Source organism: Mangrovimonas sp. sgz306409 (genome assembly GCF_059735265.1).
The window spans coordinates 17,035-35,237 of sequence record NZ_JCAPEU010000002.1 but is presented as its reverse complement, the minus strand read 5'-3'; the positions used below and the strand labels follow the sequence as shown (position 1 = coordinate 35,237).

16 protein-coding genes are annotated in these 18,203 nt (G+C 39.1%); 2 read left to right on the top strand and 14 right to left on the bottom strand.

Annotation, left to right across the window (positions count from 1 at the left end):
- Positions 1-11 precede the first annotated feature (11 nt).
- Together AC6I5C_RS03580 and AC6I5C_RS03575 are read left to right on the top strand one after the other, a co-directional pair.
- The gene (locus AC6I5C_RS03580) at positions 12-1,103 is read left to right on the top strand and encodes an HmuY family protein (protein ID WP_497903982.1); all 1,092 of its coding nucleotides are present in this window, start codon (positions 12-14) and stop codon (positions 1,101-1,103) included.
- A gap of 248 nt (positions 1,104-1,351) precedes the next feature.
- Positions 1,352-2,605, top strand: a complete 1,254-nt coding sequence (locus AC6I5C_RS03575; RefSeq protein WP_497903981.1) for a T9SS type A sorting domain-containing protein — start codon at positions 1,352-1,354, stop codon at positions 2,603-2,605.
- 60 nt (positions 2,606-2,665) lie between these two features.
- Here the strand turns inward: AC6I5C_RS03575 and AC6I5C_RS03570 are convergent, their stop codons facing one another.
- The 14 genes from AC6I5C_RS03570 to AC6I5C_RS03505 all read right to left on the bottom strand — a co-directional run bounded on the left by AC6I5C_RS03570 (position 2,666) and on the right by AC6I5C_RS03505 (position 18,179).
- A complete protein-coding gene (locus tag AC6I5C_RS03570) occupies positions 2,666-3,292 on the bottom strand; it encodes a carbonic anhydrase (protein ID WP_053976350.1) in 627 nt (208 codons plus the stop codon).
- An 8-nt stretch (positions 3,293-3,300) separates the two neighbouring features.
- Positions 3,301-5,160, bottom strand: coding sequence for a SulP family inorganic anion transporter (locus tag AC6I5C_RS03565; RefSeq protein WP_497903980.1), 1,860 nt, complete (start codon positions 5,158-5,160; stop codon positions 3,301-3,303).
- Positions 5,161-5,337: 177 nt separating this feature from the next.
- Positions 5,338-5,967, bottom strand: a complete 630-nt coding sequence (locus AC6I5C_RS03560) for a carbonic anhydrase family protein (RefSeq protein ID WP_497903979.1) — start codon at positions 5,965-5,967, stop codon at positions 5,338-5,340.
- A gap of 38 nt (positions 5,968-6,005) precedes the next feature.
- Positions 6,006-6,797, bottom strand: a complete 792-nt coding sequence (locus tag AC6I5C_RS03555; RefSeq protein ID WP_497903978.1) for a universal stress protein — start codon at positions 6,795-6,797, stop codon at positions 6,006-6,008.
- Between the two features lie 6 nt (positions 6,798-6,803).
- Positions 6,804-8,396 (bottom strand): SulP family inorganic anion transporter, encoded by a 1,593-nt coding sequence (locus tag AC6I5C_RS03550; protein ID WP_053976354.1) that lies wholly within the window; start codon positions 8,394-8,396, stop codon positions 6,804-6,806.
- An 83-nt stretch (positions 8,397-8,479) separates the two neighbouring features.
- On the bottom strand, positions 8,480-8,782 hold the full coding sequence (locus tag AC6I5C_RS03545) for a hypothetical protein (RefSeq protein ID WP_053976355.1): 303 nt from the start codon (positions 8,780-8,782) through the stop codon (positions 8,480-8,482).
- Between the two features lie 56 nt (positions 8,783-8,838).
- Complete coding sequence (locus tag AC6I5C_RS03540) at positions 8,839-9,597, bottom strand: tetratricopeptide repeat protein (RefSeq protein WP_497903977.1); 759 nt, start codon at positions 9,595-9,597, stop codon at positions 8,839-8,841.
- 1 nt (position 9,598) lies between these two features.
- Positions 9,599-11,374: a BatD family protein gene (locus AC6I5C_RS03535; RefSeq protein ID WP_497903976.1), complete on the bottom strand. Its 1,776-nt coding sequence runs from the start codon at positions 11,372-11,374 to the stop codon at positions 9,599-9,601.
- A gap of 36 nt (positions 11,375-11,410) precedes the next feature.
- A complete protein-coding gene (locus AC6I5C_RS03530; protein ID WP_497903975.1) occupies positions 11,411-12,256 on the bottom strand; it encodes a tetratricopeptide repeat protein in 846 nt (281 codons plus the stop codon).
- 133 nt (positions 12,257-12,389) lie between these two features.
- The gene (locus AC6I5C_RS03525) at positions 12,390-13,427 is read right to left on the bottom strand and encodes a VWA domain-containing protein (RefSeq protein WP_497903974.1); all 1,038 of its coding nucleotides are present in this window, start codon (positions 13,425-13,427) and stop codon (positions 12,390-12,392) included.
- Positions 13,428-13,475: 48 nt separating this feature from the next.
- On the bottom strand, positions 13,476-14,480 hold the full coding sequence (locus AC6I5C_RS03520) for a vWA domain-containing protein (protein ID WP_497903973.1): 1,005 nt from the start codon (positions 14,478-14,480) through the stop codon (positions 13,476-13,478).
- Between the two features lie 11 nt (positions 14,481-14,491).
- Positions 14,492-16,198, bottom strand: a complete 1,707-nt coding sequence (locus AC6I5C_RS03515; protein WP_497903972.1) for a hypothetical protein — start codon at positions 16,196-16,198, stop codon at positions 14,492-14,494.
- A gap of 15 nt (positions 16,199-16,213) precedes the next feature.
- On the bottom strand, positions 16,214-17,080 hold the full coding sequence (locus AC6I5C_RS03510; protein ID WP_497903971.1) for a DUF58 domain-containing protein: 867 nt from the start codon (positions 17,078-17,080) through the stop codon (positions 16,214-16,216).
- A 97-nt stretch (positions 17,081-17,177) separates the two neighbouring features.
- Positions 17,178-18,179: an AAA family ATPase gene (locus tag AC6I5C_RS03505; protein ID WP_076662510.1), complete on the bottom strand. Its 1,002-nt coding sequence runs from the start codon at positions 18,177-18,179 to the stop codon at positions 17,178-17,180.
- Between the last annotated feature and the right edge of the window lie 24 nt (positions 18,180-18,203).

Below are 18,203 nucleotides of genomic sequence, written 5' to 3'. Positions count from 1 at the left end.
TTAATACCATTATGATCAACAAACTTTTTACTGTATTATGCCTAGCTGCTACCTTGGGTTTTATAAGCTGTAGTAGTGATGACGATTCACCCTCTGGTCCAATCTCCATTGTAATTGAGGGAGCAAGTGTAAGCCCAGAGGTAGGAGGCCCTAACCAACAAAACCAAGTCTATGTAGATTTGAGCACCAACACCAGTACTAGTGTACAACGCGATTCTTGGGACCTAGGATTTTATTCTGGTGATGAATTCAAAGTAACCATCAACGGATCTATCTATATGGCTACTGCGGCTTTAACTTTAACCGATATTGATGCTGTGAGCTCTAGCGACCAGGAAGTACAGGAATTACAACCTCAAGTTGCGGTTGGAACCTTTCAAGCGGCGAGTGCAGCCTTTGTAGATGCGCCATCAGGTGATATTTCTGAAACCGCCATTGCAACGATTTCAGAAAATGATGCAGACAACAAGGTATACTTATTGAACTTGGGCTATGAAGTTGGTACAGAAACTCCGGAAACTGGAACCATTGCCGTAACAGGTGAATCAAGAGGATGGATGAAAATTCGCGTTTTAAAAGACGGTAATGACTATGTATTGCAATATGCTAACTTGGATGATACTACCCATGAAGAAATTGTGATTTCAAAAAGCAACGAACATAATTTCACGTTCTTTAGTTTCAATACCAACAGTGAAGTTACTGTTGAACCAGCCTCAGCTAATTGGGATTTAAACTTCACGGTATTCACAAACTTAATCGAAGGTTACGGTGCTTATGGATATTCCGATTTTGTGGTGAATAACACAAAGGCCAACGTTGGCATTTATATGATAGATTCTGAAGTTGAAACCGAATTAACCTATAATGATTTCACTTTGGCTAATGTTGTTGACGCAAATTTCGTTTACAATGACCAAAGAGCTATTGGAAGCAGTTGGAGAAATGGTGGAGGTCCTAGTGCTTCTCCTTCCATTAAAGAAAATGTATTCTACATCATCAGTGATACCGATGGGAATCTTTACAAACTAAAATTCCTGGCAATGTCCACCGCATCTGGTGAACGTGGAAACCCCGAGTTTGTATACTCATTGTTGCAATAACACTATAAAGGCCACTTGAAATTCAGTGGCCTTTTTTTTCAAAAACACAAAATAACGCATATCAAGCAATTAAGTTAATTCTTACAAGAAATTTATTTAAAAGTGACAAATCATAACTCAAAAATCACTTGCTCGATAGCGAAAAAAAACTAAATTTAGGCGGAAAACACTGTCAAAATTTGGATCTAAAGTGCCCAAATTAATTTTTAAGACATACAAAATCAATAACCAACTTTAATCATTTCATTATGAAACAAACTTTACATTGTACACTTTTTTTGATGTTCCTATGCATCTTTAATACCAAAGCCCAACAAGATATAGATCTTACTATGGGGGCTTCTTATGCAAACCAAGTTTACTTTAAACTAAGTACCCTAACCACTACCTCCTATCCCGGCAGTGTTTGGGATCTGGCATTTCTTAGAACTGGACAAGACGATATAGGAATTCGCATCAATGATCATGCGGGGATTAAAGTATATGAGGTAACTACCAATACAAACGCTTGGGATGACATACCAGTAACATCCGAAGCCCAATCCGAATGGACGCAGTTGTACAATAGTGAAACTTCTTGGGAAGGAGCTTTTGACAACGGTTCTGCAACCTATGGCTTTGGAGAATACAACCCAGATAACCAGCACATCGAAGGCTCTGTCATTTTTGTTTTAAAATATACAGACGGCACCTATCGCAAATTTATAAACCAGGATGCTTTTAATGGTTACACATTCACATACGCCACTTGGAATACCAGTACCAATACTTGGGGAGAAGATACCACGGTAACACTAGACAATACAAATAACCCCGACAACACCTATAACTTCTATTCCTTAGAAACCGGAGAAGAAGTTTATGCTCAACCGGCCACAGCAGATTGGGACTTTGTTGCTACAAAATACATTTCAGATTACAATGGTAATGGGTCTTTGTTTTGGCCAGTAACAGGTATATTGCACAGCGACCAAGTTACCGTAGCTCAAAATGAAGAAATGGAAGGCGCTCCAGAAAATCCAACCTTAACCTATTCCGATGAAATCAATACTATTGGTAGCGATTGGAAAACCTATGTTTCATCCGTGCAATATGATGTGAATTCTGATATGGCTTATTATGTAAAATATGCTGACAACTCGGTTTACAGGATTTACTTTACCTCTTTTGAAGGTAGCTCCACAGGAAACCTTTCTTTTGCCTTTGAAAATGTAACCCAGTCATTGGGAGTAGAGGAACTAGACAACAATGTTACTTTTGGTGTTTATCCAAATCCTTCTTCTGATGGTAAAATCAACTTGATTTATGATGTCGCTAAATCTGGCACCAACCATATTACCATCTATTCCATGAACGGAAGCAAAGTATTGGAAACATCACTTTCTAGCCAACAAGGTTTTTACAATAAAACCATCGACCTATCTCACCTACAAAAAGGAGTATACATGCTTAATTTCACTTCTGGAGATTATACTTTAAGTAAAAAAGTTATTTTGAAATAACCTCTCGATCTGAAAAATTGACAACAAAAAAAGCCACTCAACTTGAGTGGCTTTTTTGTTTTAATCTAAATGATAAATCTTCCTAATGTTTTCCAATATAGCTGCAAAATCAATTTTCAAGTCAATGAGTTTCCCTGAATGCACATCAAACACCCAACCATGAACTTTTAAGCCACGCTCCCTAACTGCCTTTTGAATGGCTGCCGTTTTAATTAAATTGACACATTGTTCCTGTACATTGAGCTCAATTAAACGATCATAGCGTTTATTTTCGTCTTCAATGGTATTGAGTTCTTCGGCATGTAATCGATACACATCCCTAATACTGCGCAACCAAGGGTTCAATAGTCCTAAATCTTCCGATAACATGGCTGCCTTGACACCTCCGCAGGCATAATGTCCACATACCACCACATCTGCAACCTTCAAATGGTTCACCGCATACTCCACCACAGACATCGCGTTTAAATCGGTAGCAATAACCATGTTTGCAATGTTACGGTGCACAAAAGCTTCTCCTGGCTCTAGGCCCATAAGACCTTCCACATCTACACGACTATCGGAACAGCCGATATACAAAAACTGGGGGCTTTGCCCCTTTCCCAACTTATGAAAATAAGCGTTATCCTTGGCCAATTTCTCTTGAATCCACTTTTCGTTATTTTCAAAAACTCTGTTTAAATCCATTTTCCACTCTAATAAATCACGTTATTTTTTATCCAATTTGTTACCTCCTTGAAAGTACCAAAAATACGATCTTCCGATATCAATTCCGGTATAATTCCAATGCGTTCCATCATGTAACGAGGTTGCCTTAATAGACCAACCAATAAAACGGTTACTCCATTTTTACTCAATTCCTGTAAAACATCTTCAAAGGCATATAAACCCGATTGATCCATATACTGCATACGTCCCAACCTAATTACAATTGTTTTGGCATTTGATGGGATTTGGGCCGCCAACCTTTGAAAGTCGCTGGTTGAACCGAAAAACAATGGCCCCTTTACATGTTTTACAAATACTTCGTCTTTTAATTTTTCAGGAAAATTGGGAGCGTCATCCCAGGCGGTTTCTTTGGCCAAAGGTTTCACATCCGAACGTTCGGCTGTGAGATCCCCAATCTTTTTCATAAACATCAACGAGGCAATGATAAGTCCAATTCCAACGGCATAGACCAAATTCCAAAGAGATGACAGCACTAACACAACGATCATGATCAACACTTCCGAACTCACCCAAAATGGACCAATACGTGTATCTCTTGGAAGACTCGGGATGGCCTTTAAACCTTTGTAATCCATAACCCCTATTCCTACGGTTATCAGAATTCCTGCTAAAACCGCTGCTGGAATTTTAGAAGCAATTGGCCCTAATACCAATAAAATGATGAGTAATACCAAACCTGCAATCATTCCAGACAACCGAGTCTTACCACCGGATTGAATATTTACAACGGTTCTAATAGTTGCCCCTGCTCCAGGAATGCCACCAAAAACAGCCCCAATGCTGTTGCCTATACCCTGCCCTATCAATTCTTTGTTTGGACGGTGTTTGGTTTTGGTCATATTATCGGCCACGATACTAGTTAACAAGGAGTCAATGGCGCCTAGAAGAGATAAGGTTAATGCGGTAAAAATATAGGGTGTTAACTGTTTAACACTAAAATTGGCAAACATGCTAATATTAGGCGCAGGAAAACCGCTGGGGATTTGTTGTATAGGTTTGTAATCCAATCCAAAAACAATCGCTATGGTAGACATTACCAATAATGCTACCAAGGTGCTTGGCACTGCCCTAGTAATTCGCTTAAATCCATAAATGATAAAAATGGTGCCTAAAGCCAAGACAAGCTCCAACCAATTAATATTCATTAGCGCTCTTGGAAATACTTTAATGGCACCCAAAACCCCCGAAGCATCATTGGCAGCCAAGGTTTCTGATTCTTTAAGAATATCGGCTTCATCGATAAGTTCTGCTCGATTGATGGTTTCCTTAAAATCTTCCAAAACCAAAATACCTTCACCCGCTTCCTCCTTCAAAATATTTTCAAGAATGACCTCTTCAGCCATGGGCTTGAATTGATTTACATAAGCAGCATCCTCTTTTGGGTAATATCCGAGAGAAGGTAAAATTTGAGTCACAATAATAATCACTCCAATTGCCGACATGAATCCAGAAACTACAGGATATGGTATGTAACGGATGTACTTTCCCAACCCTAAAACTCCCAAGCCAATTTGCATGAGCCCAGAAAGTAAAAACACAATTAAAATAGTAGGAAGCGCTTTTTGAACATCGCCATCGTTGGCAGCTACAATACCAGCAATAACCACCATACTCACCGCCGTCATAGGAGCGGTAGGCCCCGAAATTTGGGTATTGGTCCCTCCAAATAAGGCCGCAAAGAAACTTAAAAAGATAGCACCATAAAGTCCGGCACTGGGCCCTAAACCAGAACTCACCCCAAAGGCAAGGGCCAATGGCAATGCCACAATACCTGCTGTAACACCTCCAAAAGCATCACCTTTAAAATTGGAGAACAATTTGTTCAATTTCTATCTATTTATAAATGCTACACTAAATTTACCTCTAATATTTTAAAGAAAAAAGAGCATTCAAAAACACTTTGAAACAAATTGTATTTTAAATACTAAAGAATAAAAAAAGCAGCGCCAACTAAGTGATGGCGCTGCCCAAATAAAAATTTAACGTATGTTGTATGCTAAGTTTTATTCATAGAAAGTTACGGCTCCTGTATTGATATCATACATGGCGCCAATAATCTTAATTTCTCCATTCTTTTCCATTTCATCTAGAATTGGACTTTCTGCATGGATTCTTTCAATGGTTAAATGCACGTTTTTCTCTGCAACGGCATCTACAAACTCTAAATTTTTAGAGTTTCTCAAGCTTTCATCTGCAGGTTCTGCCACACTGTCTACTGCAGGTGTTATTTTTTGAATCAGCTTGGTTAGATTACCCATTTCGGCATGGTCGCAAGCGCCCTTTACAGCGCCACAACTGGTATGCCCCAACACCACAATAAGTTTGGTTCCTGCCAATTTACAAGCAAACTCCATACTTCCAAGGATGTCTTCGTTTACAAAATTTCCTGCAATACGAACACTAAAAATGTCCCCTAATCCTTGGTCGAATACCAACTCGGCAGAAACTCTGGAATCGATACAGCTTAAAATGGTAGCAAAAGGAAACTGCCCCTCGCTGGTGTCATTCACCTGTTCCAATAAATTTCTGTTTGCCTTAAGGTTATTTTGAAATCTTTGGTTTCCTTCTTTCAAAAATGCCAATGACTTTTCTGGGGTCATGGTTGCTTGTGTTTCCTTAGTATGTGCTTTCATAATTTTATTTTGATTTTATATCCTGCTTTAGCATCAAATTATTGAGCTGATATTAAAAGGGATATATTAAAATTGTTTACAATATTAGTAATATCTGAATGTTTTGTTTTTACTTCTTGTCCTGTTTTTGTCCTTCCACGGTCTACGCAGAATAGATTTACGTTACTTTTGGAAAGGTAACTGGACATATTTTTTATGCTTTGGTCTCCTGACTCAAACACATATTCTACTGTTTCGTAAACATCTGTTTGTTCTTCCTTAGCTACATCCCCATTCATAATCTTAAAGGATTTTAATGGCTGCTTGGTATAGGCCAACAACCTTCCTGCAAAACTTGGAACGTTACCATTAAACACTCCCAATGACAAGGGTTGCTTAGGCTCCAAACTGTTCTCAGAACCTACAATCATCAAGATACCCTTGAACTCCTCCATTACAAATTGGGTAAGACCATCACTGCCCAGACCCAATAATTTGGACTGCCTCTTGCCCATAACGATAATATCTGGACGACTTTCCTTGATATGCGAAGCTATCTCGTTCTTCACATTGCCAAAAGCGAAGTTGAAAGGAATCTCAATTCCATAAGCTTCCGAAATGGGCTGGATCAATTCTTGAATTCTTTTCTTGGTACTGCTCTTTTCTTCGTTAATGCTACGCATGGCGGACAGCTGATTTTCCTTGTGCACAATATCTCCTGCCCTTTTTACATGAAACAACTCAATATTGCCTTGAATCATGTTGGCCAAACTTATTGCACTTTTCAGTGTCGCTTCCGTTGCAACTCCCAAATCTGAAAGTACCAATATGTGATGTGCCTTGGATTCCATAACCGTTTAGCTTAAACTTAGTTTTGATTTTGGACGCTCCTTAAAAAACTTCACAAAACTTGGAGGGTTTTCAACAACACCACGTTTTGAAACTAGTTTTACATCAATATTTCGCTCTTTTGCTTTATGCGTAAAGTCCTCAAGGATCTCAATAATATCATGATCCAAATAACGGGTCTTCATCAAATCAAGTTCCAAATACGTATCGCGAGGCAAGCTATCCAATTCCTTCAAAATGGCACCTTTGTTAAAGAAGGTTACTTCTTCTGCCAAGGTCATTTTAATTTGGTGCTTACCATTACTCTTATCTTCAATATGCAAAAAGTGTGAGTTTTGGTAGCTTTTTAGAAGAATGACTACGATTCCTACCAATAGTCCCATACTGATTCCCACCAATAGGTCGGTGAATACAATCCCTACTACGGTAACAATAAAAGGCAACCACTGTTTCCAACCCAACTTATACATCTCGATGAACAATTTTGGCTTTGCCAATTTATATCCTACAACTAACAGGATAGCGGCCAAAACAGAAAGTGGAATCATGTTCAATAACCTTGGAATAAGAACTACCGATACCAATAACAGCAATCCATGAATGATGGTAGCTAATTTAGTACGCCCTCCCGATTGAATATTGGCAGAACTTCTTACAATTACCTGAGTAATAGGCAACCCACCAATCAACCCAGAAAAGATATTTCCTGTTCCTTGAGCCAACAATTCTCTATTAGTTGGTGTTACATTTTTGTGAGGATCTATTTTATCTGTGGCCTCTACACACAATAGAGTTTCCAAACTTGCCACTAATGCAATTGTAAAGGCTGTTACCCAAACTTCGTGATTGGTAATAGCTGCGAAATTAGGAAAGGTAAACTGCCCCAAAAAGGAACTAAAATCATCAGGAATTGGCACACTTACCAAATGTGTTTCCGAAATGTTTAAAGCACTGTTGGATTGTGTTAAAACATAAAACACGATACCTAATACCACGGCTACCAAAGGCCCTTGAATGATCTTAAAGAATTTTGCCTTTTTAGCCAATACATTGTCCCAAAAGAGAATTACTCCAAGTCCAACGATACCAATGACCATGGAGCCAATGATTAAATGATCGAAAATATGAAAGATGGAAGAAAAGGTATTTTCTCCCGAAAGTTCAAGGAAACTATCCGCCCCTTCCGGCTCGGCATCATAACCAAAAAAGTGAGGAATTTGCTTGAGAATGATGATAATTCCAATTCCCGTCAACATTCCTTTAATCACCGAAGACGGAAAATAGTACCCGATTACTCCCGCTCTCAAAAAACCAAGAGCTAATTGGATGACTCCTCCCAAAACTACTGCAACCAGAAAATTTTCATAACCTCCCAAAGTTCCAATAGCTGTCAAAACGATAGCAGCCAAACCGGCGGCTGGCCCACTAACACCTATATTGGATCCACTTAAAGACCCTACTACAATTCCTCCAATAATACCGGCAATGACTCCAGAAAACAAAGGAGCTCCACTTGCCAAGGCAATACCCAAACATAGGGGTAAAGCCACAAAAAACACGACTATACTAGCCGGAAAATCTTGCTTAATAAACTTAAACATACGCTAATTTTTTTCACCTTTAAAAAGGCTATAGTTAAACATAAAATGTGGGCCTAGATGAGTATATCCAAACCAAACTGGGTTTAAACTATTGTATGTTCTGGTGGGGGAGAAATGATTTTAAAAAACTTCTTGGAGTAATGTTTTACAGGTAATACCGTTATCCTTTTTTCCTTGGAAACATCAAATACCAATTCGTTTTTATCAAATTCAAAAAACTTGATTTCGTTATCCTTAATTTTTTCTACAGACTTTTCCTCTTCTTCATTGACACTGAAAAAGGCTGCCATATCAAAATCGTTATCAAGAACGGCCACAACAGTAGGTGCTGCAATAAAAGCAACAAATACTGATAAAAAGAAAATTGTAATGGCCTTTTGAAACATTAGAATTCGTAAAGTAACAAATATAACACTCGTTACTAAGAAATTCGTTAAATAATTTAAAAAGTCTTCAACAAGCGTATGTCATTTCCGCTTATCCAGCCCGTTTTTCCGTCGGAGAGTTTAATTTTTTTCCAATCGTTAAGTGTATCCAAAACTTGAACCTTGGTACCTTCATGCAACCTAAAGGCTTCTTCACTTCTTAAATTAGGTTCACTTTTCACTTGGCTTTCTTGTGCAAACACTATGGCAGGTTGGTCCCTACGCTCCAATTCATACCTGTGGAACGCAAATGTTAAGGCTATTAGGCTAATTCCTAAGAAAGCAAAACTGGATACAAACGTGATACGTTTGGTAACCGTGGAATAACTGAAATAGTAATAAAGATACAGCACCACAAAAATAAATAACCCAGCCACTGCTGCATAGGCCCAGCCATCAAATCCCAATGATCTAGTGGCACCATTTACTATTTTTGAAAGACCAACTTCTGGAATTACATCAATGGCATCTATGGTCATATTTTTGGCAAATGCCATATTATTTTGGATCTCCCTGTCGTTTGGTGCCAATTGCAGTGCCTTTTCGTAATAGAAAATACTGGGCGCAATATTGTTGAGCTTATAGTTGGCATTTCCCAAATTGAAATACACCTCGGCAGAATGCTTACCATTATTCAAAATAGCTTCATATTTTTCAATGGCTTCGGCATAATCACCATCATTGTAAAGCTTATTGGCCTGTTCAAACAATGAATCGTTTTGGGCAAAGCCTAAAGTAGAGATCAGTACGAAAAGGATAAGGAATAACTTTTTCATCTTAACTAATTTGCTTATCAATTAATGAAATTGTCTTGGCAGATTTCTCATAATCCTGCTGCATTTCTACATTGGTAATTGGGGTGTATCGCGCCAATTCGCAATTCTTTAAAATTCCAACAAACTCATCCACCACCGTAGTTTCTACATTTTTGGACGTGAGGAGTTCTCTAATTTTATCCTTACTGAACTCGCTGGTTTCAATATGCAAAGTCGCTTTTAAATAATTGTGAAGGGCCTTTTCAAGAGCCACATAAAAGGCTTCCTTTTGTCCCAAATTGCGCTTAGCTTCTCCAAGGTACTTTTTGGCCAACTTATCGGCCTTACGGATTTTATTTCCAAAGACATCTGCGGCACGTTTGTCACGTTCCTTTCTGTAAACCATCGCCAATGGAATAGCCAACAATGGTAGCAATAAAGAACTCCAAAACCATGTAGACTTAAAGAAGTACTGAGGTTTGATAGGCTTTAAATGAGCATCGGTTTTTATAAAGGCAAATTGGTCGTTACTTAAAATAACCTTTTGCTTATTGCCCGCCGCTGTAGTAAGACTATTATCTTGTGTGGCATTGTTGTTTGGACCTTCCAAAACATCAATGACAATTTCATCTGAAGTGATGCGCTTATAGCTTTCTGTTTTTAAATCGAAATAGGAAAAGGACACCTTCGGGATTGGATATTTCCCCTTAAACTGAGGCACCACAGTATAGCTATCGGAAATACTCCCTTGCATTCCTCCAAGTGTTGTTCTAACATTCTCATTATATTCTGGCTCATAAATCTCCAAAGAACTAGGCACGGTCAATTTGGGAAGCTTGAATAGTTTTAAATTTCCATTTCCAGTTACTTCTGCCTTCAACTGAAGTGATTCAGTAGCATTCAATTCGTTTTTGGAAGCTTTCAATTTAAAGTCAAAATCTCCCACAGCTCCAGTAAAATCCGAAGGTTTATTTTCTTCCGGTAAGGGTTTTACATTAATGGTTTTTGCCCCAGCTGAGACTGTACGGTGCACCTTGGTCATTAAGCGCCCACCAAAAATATCGCGGCGGTTGGTGGGTACATCAACCGTTACATCCAAACTTAAAGGTTCTATGTCCAATTTTCCGGTTTTCTGTGGATATAGCACGGTTTTACGCAACACCACATAACGGTATTCTTCGCCTTTGTAGGTGCCGTTTTCTACCTTCAGCCCTTTGATATCAATATTCTGACTCCAAAAATCACTAAACTTAGGATTGTCAATTTCCCTCCAATTGCTCACACCTGTATTGGCAGACACATAAAGTTTGTATTCCACCGAAATAGCCTCGTTGAGATAGGGATTGGTTTTGGAAACCTCAGCTACCAAGTGGATATTATCTTCTGCTATATTATCGGCATTGTAAGGATCGTTGGGACGTTTTACGGCTGCCGTAACCTCAACCGCTACGGTTTGGGTTTTATAAATTTCTCCATCAATTTCTATGGTAGCCTGATTAATGGTAATTTTTCCTCGCTTTTTAGGGGCCAGAAAATAACTGTAGGTTTTAGAAAATGAGCGCTTTCCGTTAAGCCACGAGTTGCTCACCGAAGTATTGGGACCACCTACAACATTGAAACCTGCAAAGTCCGGAGGAGTAAAATTGTCCCCGTCCTTATTCATCTCAAAATCGATGCGCAAACGCTCGTTAATCCCAAGTTTGGTCTTGCTCACTTTGGCCTCAAACTTAACTTGGGCAGCCGTTATTGCGGTGCTTAAAACAAATAACAATATTGTGATATGTTTGATCAATTTCATGTGTCTATCTGCAACTATAAATCTTGAAAATTTGTTCTACCAGTCCTTTTCTGCTTTTACGGGAGTGCCTTTTTGCTTTTCGGCATTCATCTTCTCCTGAACTTTTTGTTCTTGATTGTTCATGGCCTCCAATAAATTCTTTATCTGTTGTGGCGACAATTGTCCAGGCTGTGGCTGCGGCTTTTGCTGCTCCTTGTCCTTCTCGTCACCTCCCTGATTGTCTTTCTTGTCGTCCTTAGGCTTTCCTTTGTCATCTTCTTGATCATCGCCATCTTTTTCATCTTGATCACCTTGATCCTTTTGATCTTGGTTTTGCTGATCCTGATTTTGTTGATCTTCTTTCTCCTGATCCTGGTTATCCTCTTTATTCTCGTCTTCGTCCTTTTTGTCCTTATTGTTTTCCTGCTGACGCTCTGCACACTCTTTGGCCATGGCTAAATTATACCTTGTTTCATCATCTGAAGGATCATTGCGCAAGGCATTCTTAAAAGCTTCCACAGCTTCTTGGCACTTTTCATTTTTCATCAGAATATTTCCAATGTTGTGGAAAGCTTTGTGTTTTTCCGCTCTGTCTGTAGCATTTTTAGCCGCCTGTTGGTGGCGGTAAAGCGCTTCATCGTAATTTCCCTTTTCGTAATAGGAATTTCCCAAATTGTAGGTTCCGGATACGGTAGTAGGCTGTTCAGAAATGGCTTTACGGTATTCCATTTCAGCCCCTGTATAATCCTCCTGCTCTACCAATTCGTTGGCATCATACACATATGAATTGGCTTTTTGGATAGCCTTTAATTGCTCTTTTTCCTTGTCTTTATCCTGCGCAAAGGAAAATCCGGTGGTGACCATTAAGAGTACTAAAACCAATTGTTTCATTTGTGACTTCATTATTAAACTAAAAGGCCAAAACCTTTGTTTTAAACCATTTGACATACCAAGATATAAAACCCTGTTTTTTATGTCCGTTAAAAAATTTATAAAATTGCCGTTATGCCGACAAGCTACATAAATAGTAGGGAATCTACAGGTTTTCGTTAAATAAATTCAACTTCTTCAACCATGCAGTCTTGCGTTCCAATAAGAAAATATCGATGAACAAAAAGAAAATCCCAAAGCCCAAAAACCATTGAAACTGGTCTTTGAAATCGGCAAATTCCTTAGATTCAAACTCAGTTTTATCCATCTTGTTCAAAATCTCATGGATGGTCTCCACAACTGTAGCCGTATTACTTCCATTTATATATTCTCCGTTCGCTTCTTCAGCAATACTTTTCAAGGTTTCCTCATGTAACTTCGTAATTACCGTTTCACCGTTGTTATCCTTTTTATAGTTGAGCACTACCCCATTTTTCTTAATAGGAATAGGGCCTCCTTTAACATCTCCAACCCCAATAGTAAAAATACGAATGCCTTGTTTATTGGCTTCTTCTGCAACACGTGAAGACATTTCGCTGTGGTCTTCCCCATCTGAAATGATGATCAACACCCTATTGGTTTGTTCTTCATCATCAAAATAGGTTTTGGCCAATTCGATGGCTTCATCGATAGCCGTTCCCTGTGAAGACAACATGTCTGTATTCATATTTTGAAGGAACATCTTGGCCGAAGCATAGTCTGTGGTAATTGGCAATTGCGGAAAAGCCTTCCCTGCGTAGGCAATGATCCCTACACGGTCACTGGCCAAATTATTGATGATTTGGGTTACCAACTGCTTGGCCTTTTCCAAACGGTTAGGCGCAATATCCTCGGCCAACATACTTTTGGACACATCTACCGCAAACACTACATCCACCCCTTCACGTTTTACCGTTTCAAGTTTGGTACCAATCTTAGGGTTCACCATCGCCAAAGCCAAACATGAAAAGGCCAAACACAATACCACTATTTTCAAGATGGATTTAAACAAGGATTGGTTAGGGCTCAAACGCTGTAACAGTTCCTTATTGGCAAATTTTCTTTGGGCTCTGTATTTCCAAACCTGGAGCATCAAAAAGAGTAGGATGATTATTGGAATAACCAATAATCCCCAGAACCATATTTTTTCGTCTAATTGATACATATTCTATTCTTGTTGATAACCTTTATCAGGTTATCCATTTAATTATTATTACACAAAACTTCTAAAAACCGTAGACCGCAGCAGCACTTCAACCAGCAACAAAATACTAGCTAACAATACCAATGGACGGAATTTCTCTTCGTAATTATAGAATTTGAATTCCTCTATTTCCGTTTTTTCGAGTTTGTTGATTTCCGCATAAATCTCTTCCAACTTTTTATTGTTGGTTGCCCTAAAGTATTTTCCTCCAGTAACCTCAGCGATTTCTTTCAACAGAGCCTCATCAATTTCTACTTGTACACGACCGTACTGAAACTTACCGTTAGGCATTATGGCAATTGGAGAAAGTGCCATTCCATTGGTTCCCAAACCAATGGTATATACTTTAATACCATATTCCAAAGCCAATTCACTAGCTATTTTAGGATCAATGAATCCAGAATTGTTCACCCCATCGGTCAACAAAATGATGATTTTACTTTTAGCCTTACTGTCTTTTAACCGGTTTACAGAAGTCGCCAATCCCATACCAATAGCCGTACCACCTTCAATGATGGTGTTGTACTTAATATCGTCCAAAGAACGTAATACAATGGCTTTATCACTGGTAATTGGTGTTTTTGTGTAGCTTTCTCCCGCATACTCTACCAAACCAATTCTATCATTTGGACGCCCTTTGATAAACTCCGCAGCAACATCCTTTAAGGCTTCCAAACGGTTAGGCTGTAAATCTTTTGCCAACATACTGGCCGAGACATCTATAGCCATGACAATGTCAATCCCTCGCGTAGTCTTGGTTTTAGTGGAAACATCCACGGTTCTAGGTCTAGCTATAGCTGTAATAAGCAACCCCAAAGCCAAAAGTCGCAAAACGAATAATAAATGCTTCAATTTTGGCAACCAAGTATTAGTAAGTTTAAAACCTTTTAAACTGGAAATCTTTAGTTCGGCGGTTTGTTTTTTATGCTTCAACACATACCACAACAATGCCAAGGGCAACACCAACAGCAGCCAAAAAAATTCTTTATTTAAAAACTCTATACCTTCCAACATTTAGCTCTTGTTTATTTCTCTTGTTCGGCTTCTTGTTCTTTTTTAACCAATTCCACAGAATTGATAATGCGATCTATCATTTCATCAGCATACACGTCATTATCTGGCCAGGTAACCATCACCTGCTGTAACACATTTTCTGATGTAAATTGCAATATGGTATATTTTGCAGGCACCAAAGTTTCTGTATTCAACAATGGAATGCTCAAACTTCCGTACGTTTTTAAACCTTCGGCCGCATTAGGCGTAATAAACTGTTCTCTTTTCACCAGAATATCCTTAGCACCTTTTTGTTCCATACCTGCAATAGCCATTTCTGAGGCTTGGGCCAAGTCAATCTTTGGAGCACTTTGATCGGCTCCCTGAGCTTGTTGCCCTTGTGGTGGTTGCTGTAGGACGGTGGTACTTACCATTACGCTGAACATATCCAAAAGGGTTCCATAACTGAATGCCGTCACTTTTACCGAGCCTTGAGCTTCCTTTGGAAGCGGCAGCTCTACACGCTTTAATACTCTAGGAGTTGAAATGCTTATTGGCGGCACCCCATAATCGCTACTCACCCATTCACCTTCTAAAAGTTCTTTACTTTCATGACCAATAACCGTATCCTTTACATAGGCAAACCCGTATTTAATACCAAGACCTACAACAGTAGCCATCATCAAGAAGAAGGCAATAACAACCGTAATGATGACCTTTTTGCGTTTCTTTTTACGTTCCTGCTCTTCCTTGTATTGCTGGTCCAGTAATTTCTCTTCTTCGGTTGGCTCTGGAAGAGATTCCTTTACATGATCGATCTCCAAATCAATCGTATTTCTATCCATTTCGGCCAAAGCCACATCTGGAGCAGATTTAGCAAATTTCACCAAATCGGCACGCTTCAAGATGCTTTCCAAATTTTGGATGTCTTCTTTGCTTATGGAAATTTGGTTGCCTTCCCTAAGCAAATACAAGCGTTCGATAAGCTCGTCCGTAGTACTTTCCAAAGCGCGGTCATAGACCTTTTCATCCAGATACCTTCTAATGATGAAAGTCAATTCAGAATAGTATTCTTTCAATTCTGACTTTTGCAGATAATCGCTTTCATCCAAGCTTTTCAATGCCATTTTTGCGCGATCGTAAGGCGGCAACAACGCTATTTTTTCTTCTTCGGTCAATGGCTTTTTTCGCCATAAGAACCAATATAGCAAACCGCCTACCAAAGCAAATATGCCCAAAACAGCCAAGAGGATTTTCCACCAATTGCTAGATGGTTCCTTGACTTCCATAAAGGGTTTGATATCGTACAAGCCTTGTTTGGTGGTATCCACTACGACTGTATTCACCTCAACTCTTAAAGAATCTGTGAAAAAGGTTTTGTCGCCAATAAGAATTTTTTGTTTTGGAATGATATAACTCCCAGAATCAAACTGGGTCAAACCATATTTCTTGATTAGGTTGAATTTGGCATCGCGCTTTGTCGTGTCTATTTCATAAGATTGAATGACTTCCAAAGGCGAAAAGGTTTGCCCTTCGGGGAAGACAACCAAATCTGTTGAATCCGCTTCCACGGCAATTTTGTAGGTAATCTGTTCTCCAATTTTAATTTTGGTAGAATCTACGGTTGAAGTTACTTGACCATATGAAACCTTTGTAAAACCGAATACCAAAAACAAAACACCCAAAACTTGCAGTTGTCTATTGAGGTTCAATTTTATAATTCCGAGGCTGTTTTTCATAGGTTATTGTCTTTTTTAAGCGCGTCTTTTAAAATATCCCAACAATTTTTTCACATAGCTTTCATCTACGCGGCAGTCAATAGTTCCTGCTCCAGATTTTGTAAAGCTGTCCCTAAAATAATCTACCTTGTCAAGATAGAATTTAGTGTAGTTGCGGCGTACGGTTTTGGATTGTGTGTTGACCAACATAAGTTCGCCCGTTTCCTCATCCTGCATTTGCACCATACCAATATTTGGGATTTCCTCTTCGCGTTGATCATACACCCTAATTCCAGTAACATCGTGCTTACCACATACTATTTTTAGGGTCTGTTTATAATCGTCTGCAATAAAATCGGAAAGCATGAATACAATGGCCTTTTTCTTCATGACATTGGTCAAGAACTTTAAGGCTTCCACCACATTGGTTTGTCTACTTTTAGGTTGAAATTCGATAAGCTCACGAATGATACGCAGTACATGCGATCTTCCCTTTTTAGGCGGAATGAAAAGCTCTATTTCATCTGAGAACAAAATCAAGCCAATCTTGTCATTGTTCTGTGTGGCCGAAAAGGCTAAAGTCGCGGCAATTTCGGTAACCACTTCGTTTTTGAACTGCTGTTCCGTACCAAACAATTCAGAACCCGACACATCTACCATCAACATCATAGTAAGTTCGCGTTCTTCCTCAAAAACCTTTATATAAGGTTCGTTGTAACGTGCAGTTACATTCCAATCAATATTCCTTACATCATCACCAAATTGGTACTGCCGTACTTCACTAAAAGTCATACCACGTCCCTTGAAGGTAGAATGGTATTCACCCCCAAAAATATGATCGGACAAACGTCTTGTCTTAATCTCTATTTTTCGAACTTTCTTTAATAACTCTTTAGTATCCATATTAGCCTACAGTATTTAGCAATCAGCAAATAAAGTATTGGTCACAGTTTGGCTAAGGCCTTGCTGCGAAACAAAATCTATCTCGTAAAGGCACCGACTAAGGCACTTCAATTTCGTTTACAATTTTATTGATGATATCTACGGAAGTAATATTTTCTGCTTCGGCTTCGTAAGTAATTCCAATTCTGTGGCGCAATACATCATAAACCACCGCACGCACATCTTCAGGAATTACATACCCTCGACGTTTGATAAATGCATAACATTTGGCGGCAGTGGCAAGGTTGATACTTCCACGAGGAGAAGCTCCAAAGGAAATCAACGGTTTCAAATCGGCCAATCTATATTTCTCTGGATAACGGGTCGCAAAAATGATGTCGAGGATGTATTTCTCAATCTTCTCATCCATATACACCTCACGAACCGCCTTTTGGGCACTCAAGATCTGCTCGATGGACACCACAGGGTTCACTTTTTCAAAAGCACCTTTTAGGTTGGCACGAACAATTAATTGCTCTTCCTCCAACTTAGGATAATCAATTACGGTTTTCAACATGAAACGGTCTACCTGCGCTTCCGGTAACGGATAGGTCCCTTCCTGCTCTACAGGGTTTTGAGTGGCCATTACCAAGAACGGTTTGTCCAACACAAAGGTCTCATCACCAATGGTCACCTGCTTTTCTTGCATGGCTTCTAATAATGCCGACTGCACCTTAGCAGGCGCCCTGTTGATCTCATCCGCCAACACGAAATTGGCAAAAATTGGTCCTTTTTTGATGGAGAAATCATTCTCCTTGATGTTATAAATAAGGGTTCCCACCACATCGGCAGGCAACAGGTCTGGAGTAAACTGAATTCTGCTAAAGCTACCGTGAACAGCTTTCGACAGCGTATTAATGGCAAGCGTTTTTGCCAATCCAGGCACCCCTTCCAATAAAATGTGTCCCTGCCCCAATAAACCAATAAGTAATCGTTCCACCATATGTTTCTGGCCCACAATTACTTTATTCATTTCTAGGGTAAGCAAATCAACAAAAGCACTCTCTTTTTCAATTTTCTCATTGATGGTCGCGATATCAATTGTACCTGTTTGTTCCATTCTATTTATTTTTAAACTCGAATA

Coding starts and splice junctions, on each gene's coding strand:
- AC6I5C_RS03580 (WP_497903982.1), top strand. CDS start 12: ATGATCAACAAACTTTTTACTGTATTATGCCTAGCTGCTACCTTGGGT.
- AC6I5C_RS03575 (WP_497903981.1), top strand. CDS start 1,352: ATGAAACAAACTTTACATTGTACACTTTTTTTGATGTTCCTATGCATC.
- AC6I5C_RS03570 (WP_053976350.1), bottom strand. CDS start 3,292: ATGGATTTAAACAGAGTTTTTGAAAATAACGAAAAGTGGATTCAAGAG.
- AC6I5C_RS03560 (WP_497903979.1), bottom strand. CDS start 5,967: ATGAAAGCACATACTAAGGAAACACAAGCAACCATGACCCCAGAAAAG.
- AC6I5C_RS03555 (WP_497903978.1), bottom strand. CDS start 6,797: ATGGAATCCAAGGCACATCACATATTGGTACTTTCAGATTTGGGAGTT.
- AC6I5C_RS03550 (WP_053976354.1), bottom strand. CDS start 8,396: ATGTTTAAGTTTATTAAGCAAGATTTTCCGGCTAGTATAGTCGTGTTT.
- AC6I5C_RS03545 (WP_053976355.1), bottom strand. CDS start 8,782: ATGTTTCAAAAGGCCATTACAATTTTCTTTTTATCAGTATTTGTTGCT.
- AC6I5C_RS03540 (WP_497903977.1), bottom strand. CDS start 9,597: ATGAAAAAGTTATTCCTTATCCTTTTCGTACTGATCTCTACTTTAGGC.
- AC6I5C_RS03535 (WP_497903976.1), bottom strand. CDS start 11,374: ATGAAATTGATCAAACATATCACAATATTGTTATTTGTTTTAAGCACC.
- AC6I5C_RS03530 (WP_497903975.1), bottom strand. CDS start 12,256: ATGAAGTCACAAATGAAACAATTGGTTTTAGTACTCTTAATGGTCACC.
- AC6I5C_RS03525 (WP_497903974.1), bottom strand. CDS start 13,427: ATGTATCAATTAGACGAAAAAATATGGTTCTGGGGATTATTGGTTATT.
- AC6I5C_RS03520 (WP_497903973.1), bottom strand. CDS start 14,480: ATGTTGGAAGGTATAGAGTTTTTAAATAAAGAATTTTTTTGGCTGCTG.
- AC6I5C_RS03515 (WP_497903972.1), bottom strand. CDS start 16,198: ATGAAAAACAGCCTCGGAATTATAAAATTGAACCTCAATAGACAACTG.
- AC6I5C_RS03510 (WP_497903971.1), bottom strand. CDS start 17,080: ATGGATACTAAAGAGTTATTAAAGAAAGTTCGAAAAATAGAGATTAAG.
- AC6I5C_RS03505 (WP_076662510.1), bottom strand. CDS start 18,179: ATGGAACAAACAGGTACAATTGATATCGCGACCATCAATGAGAAAATT.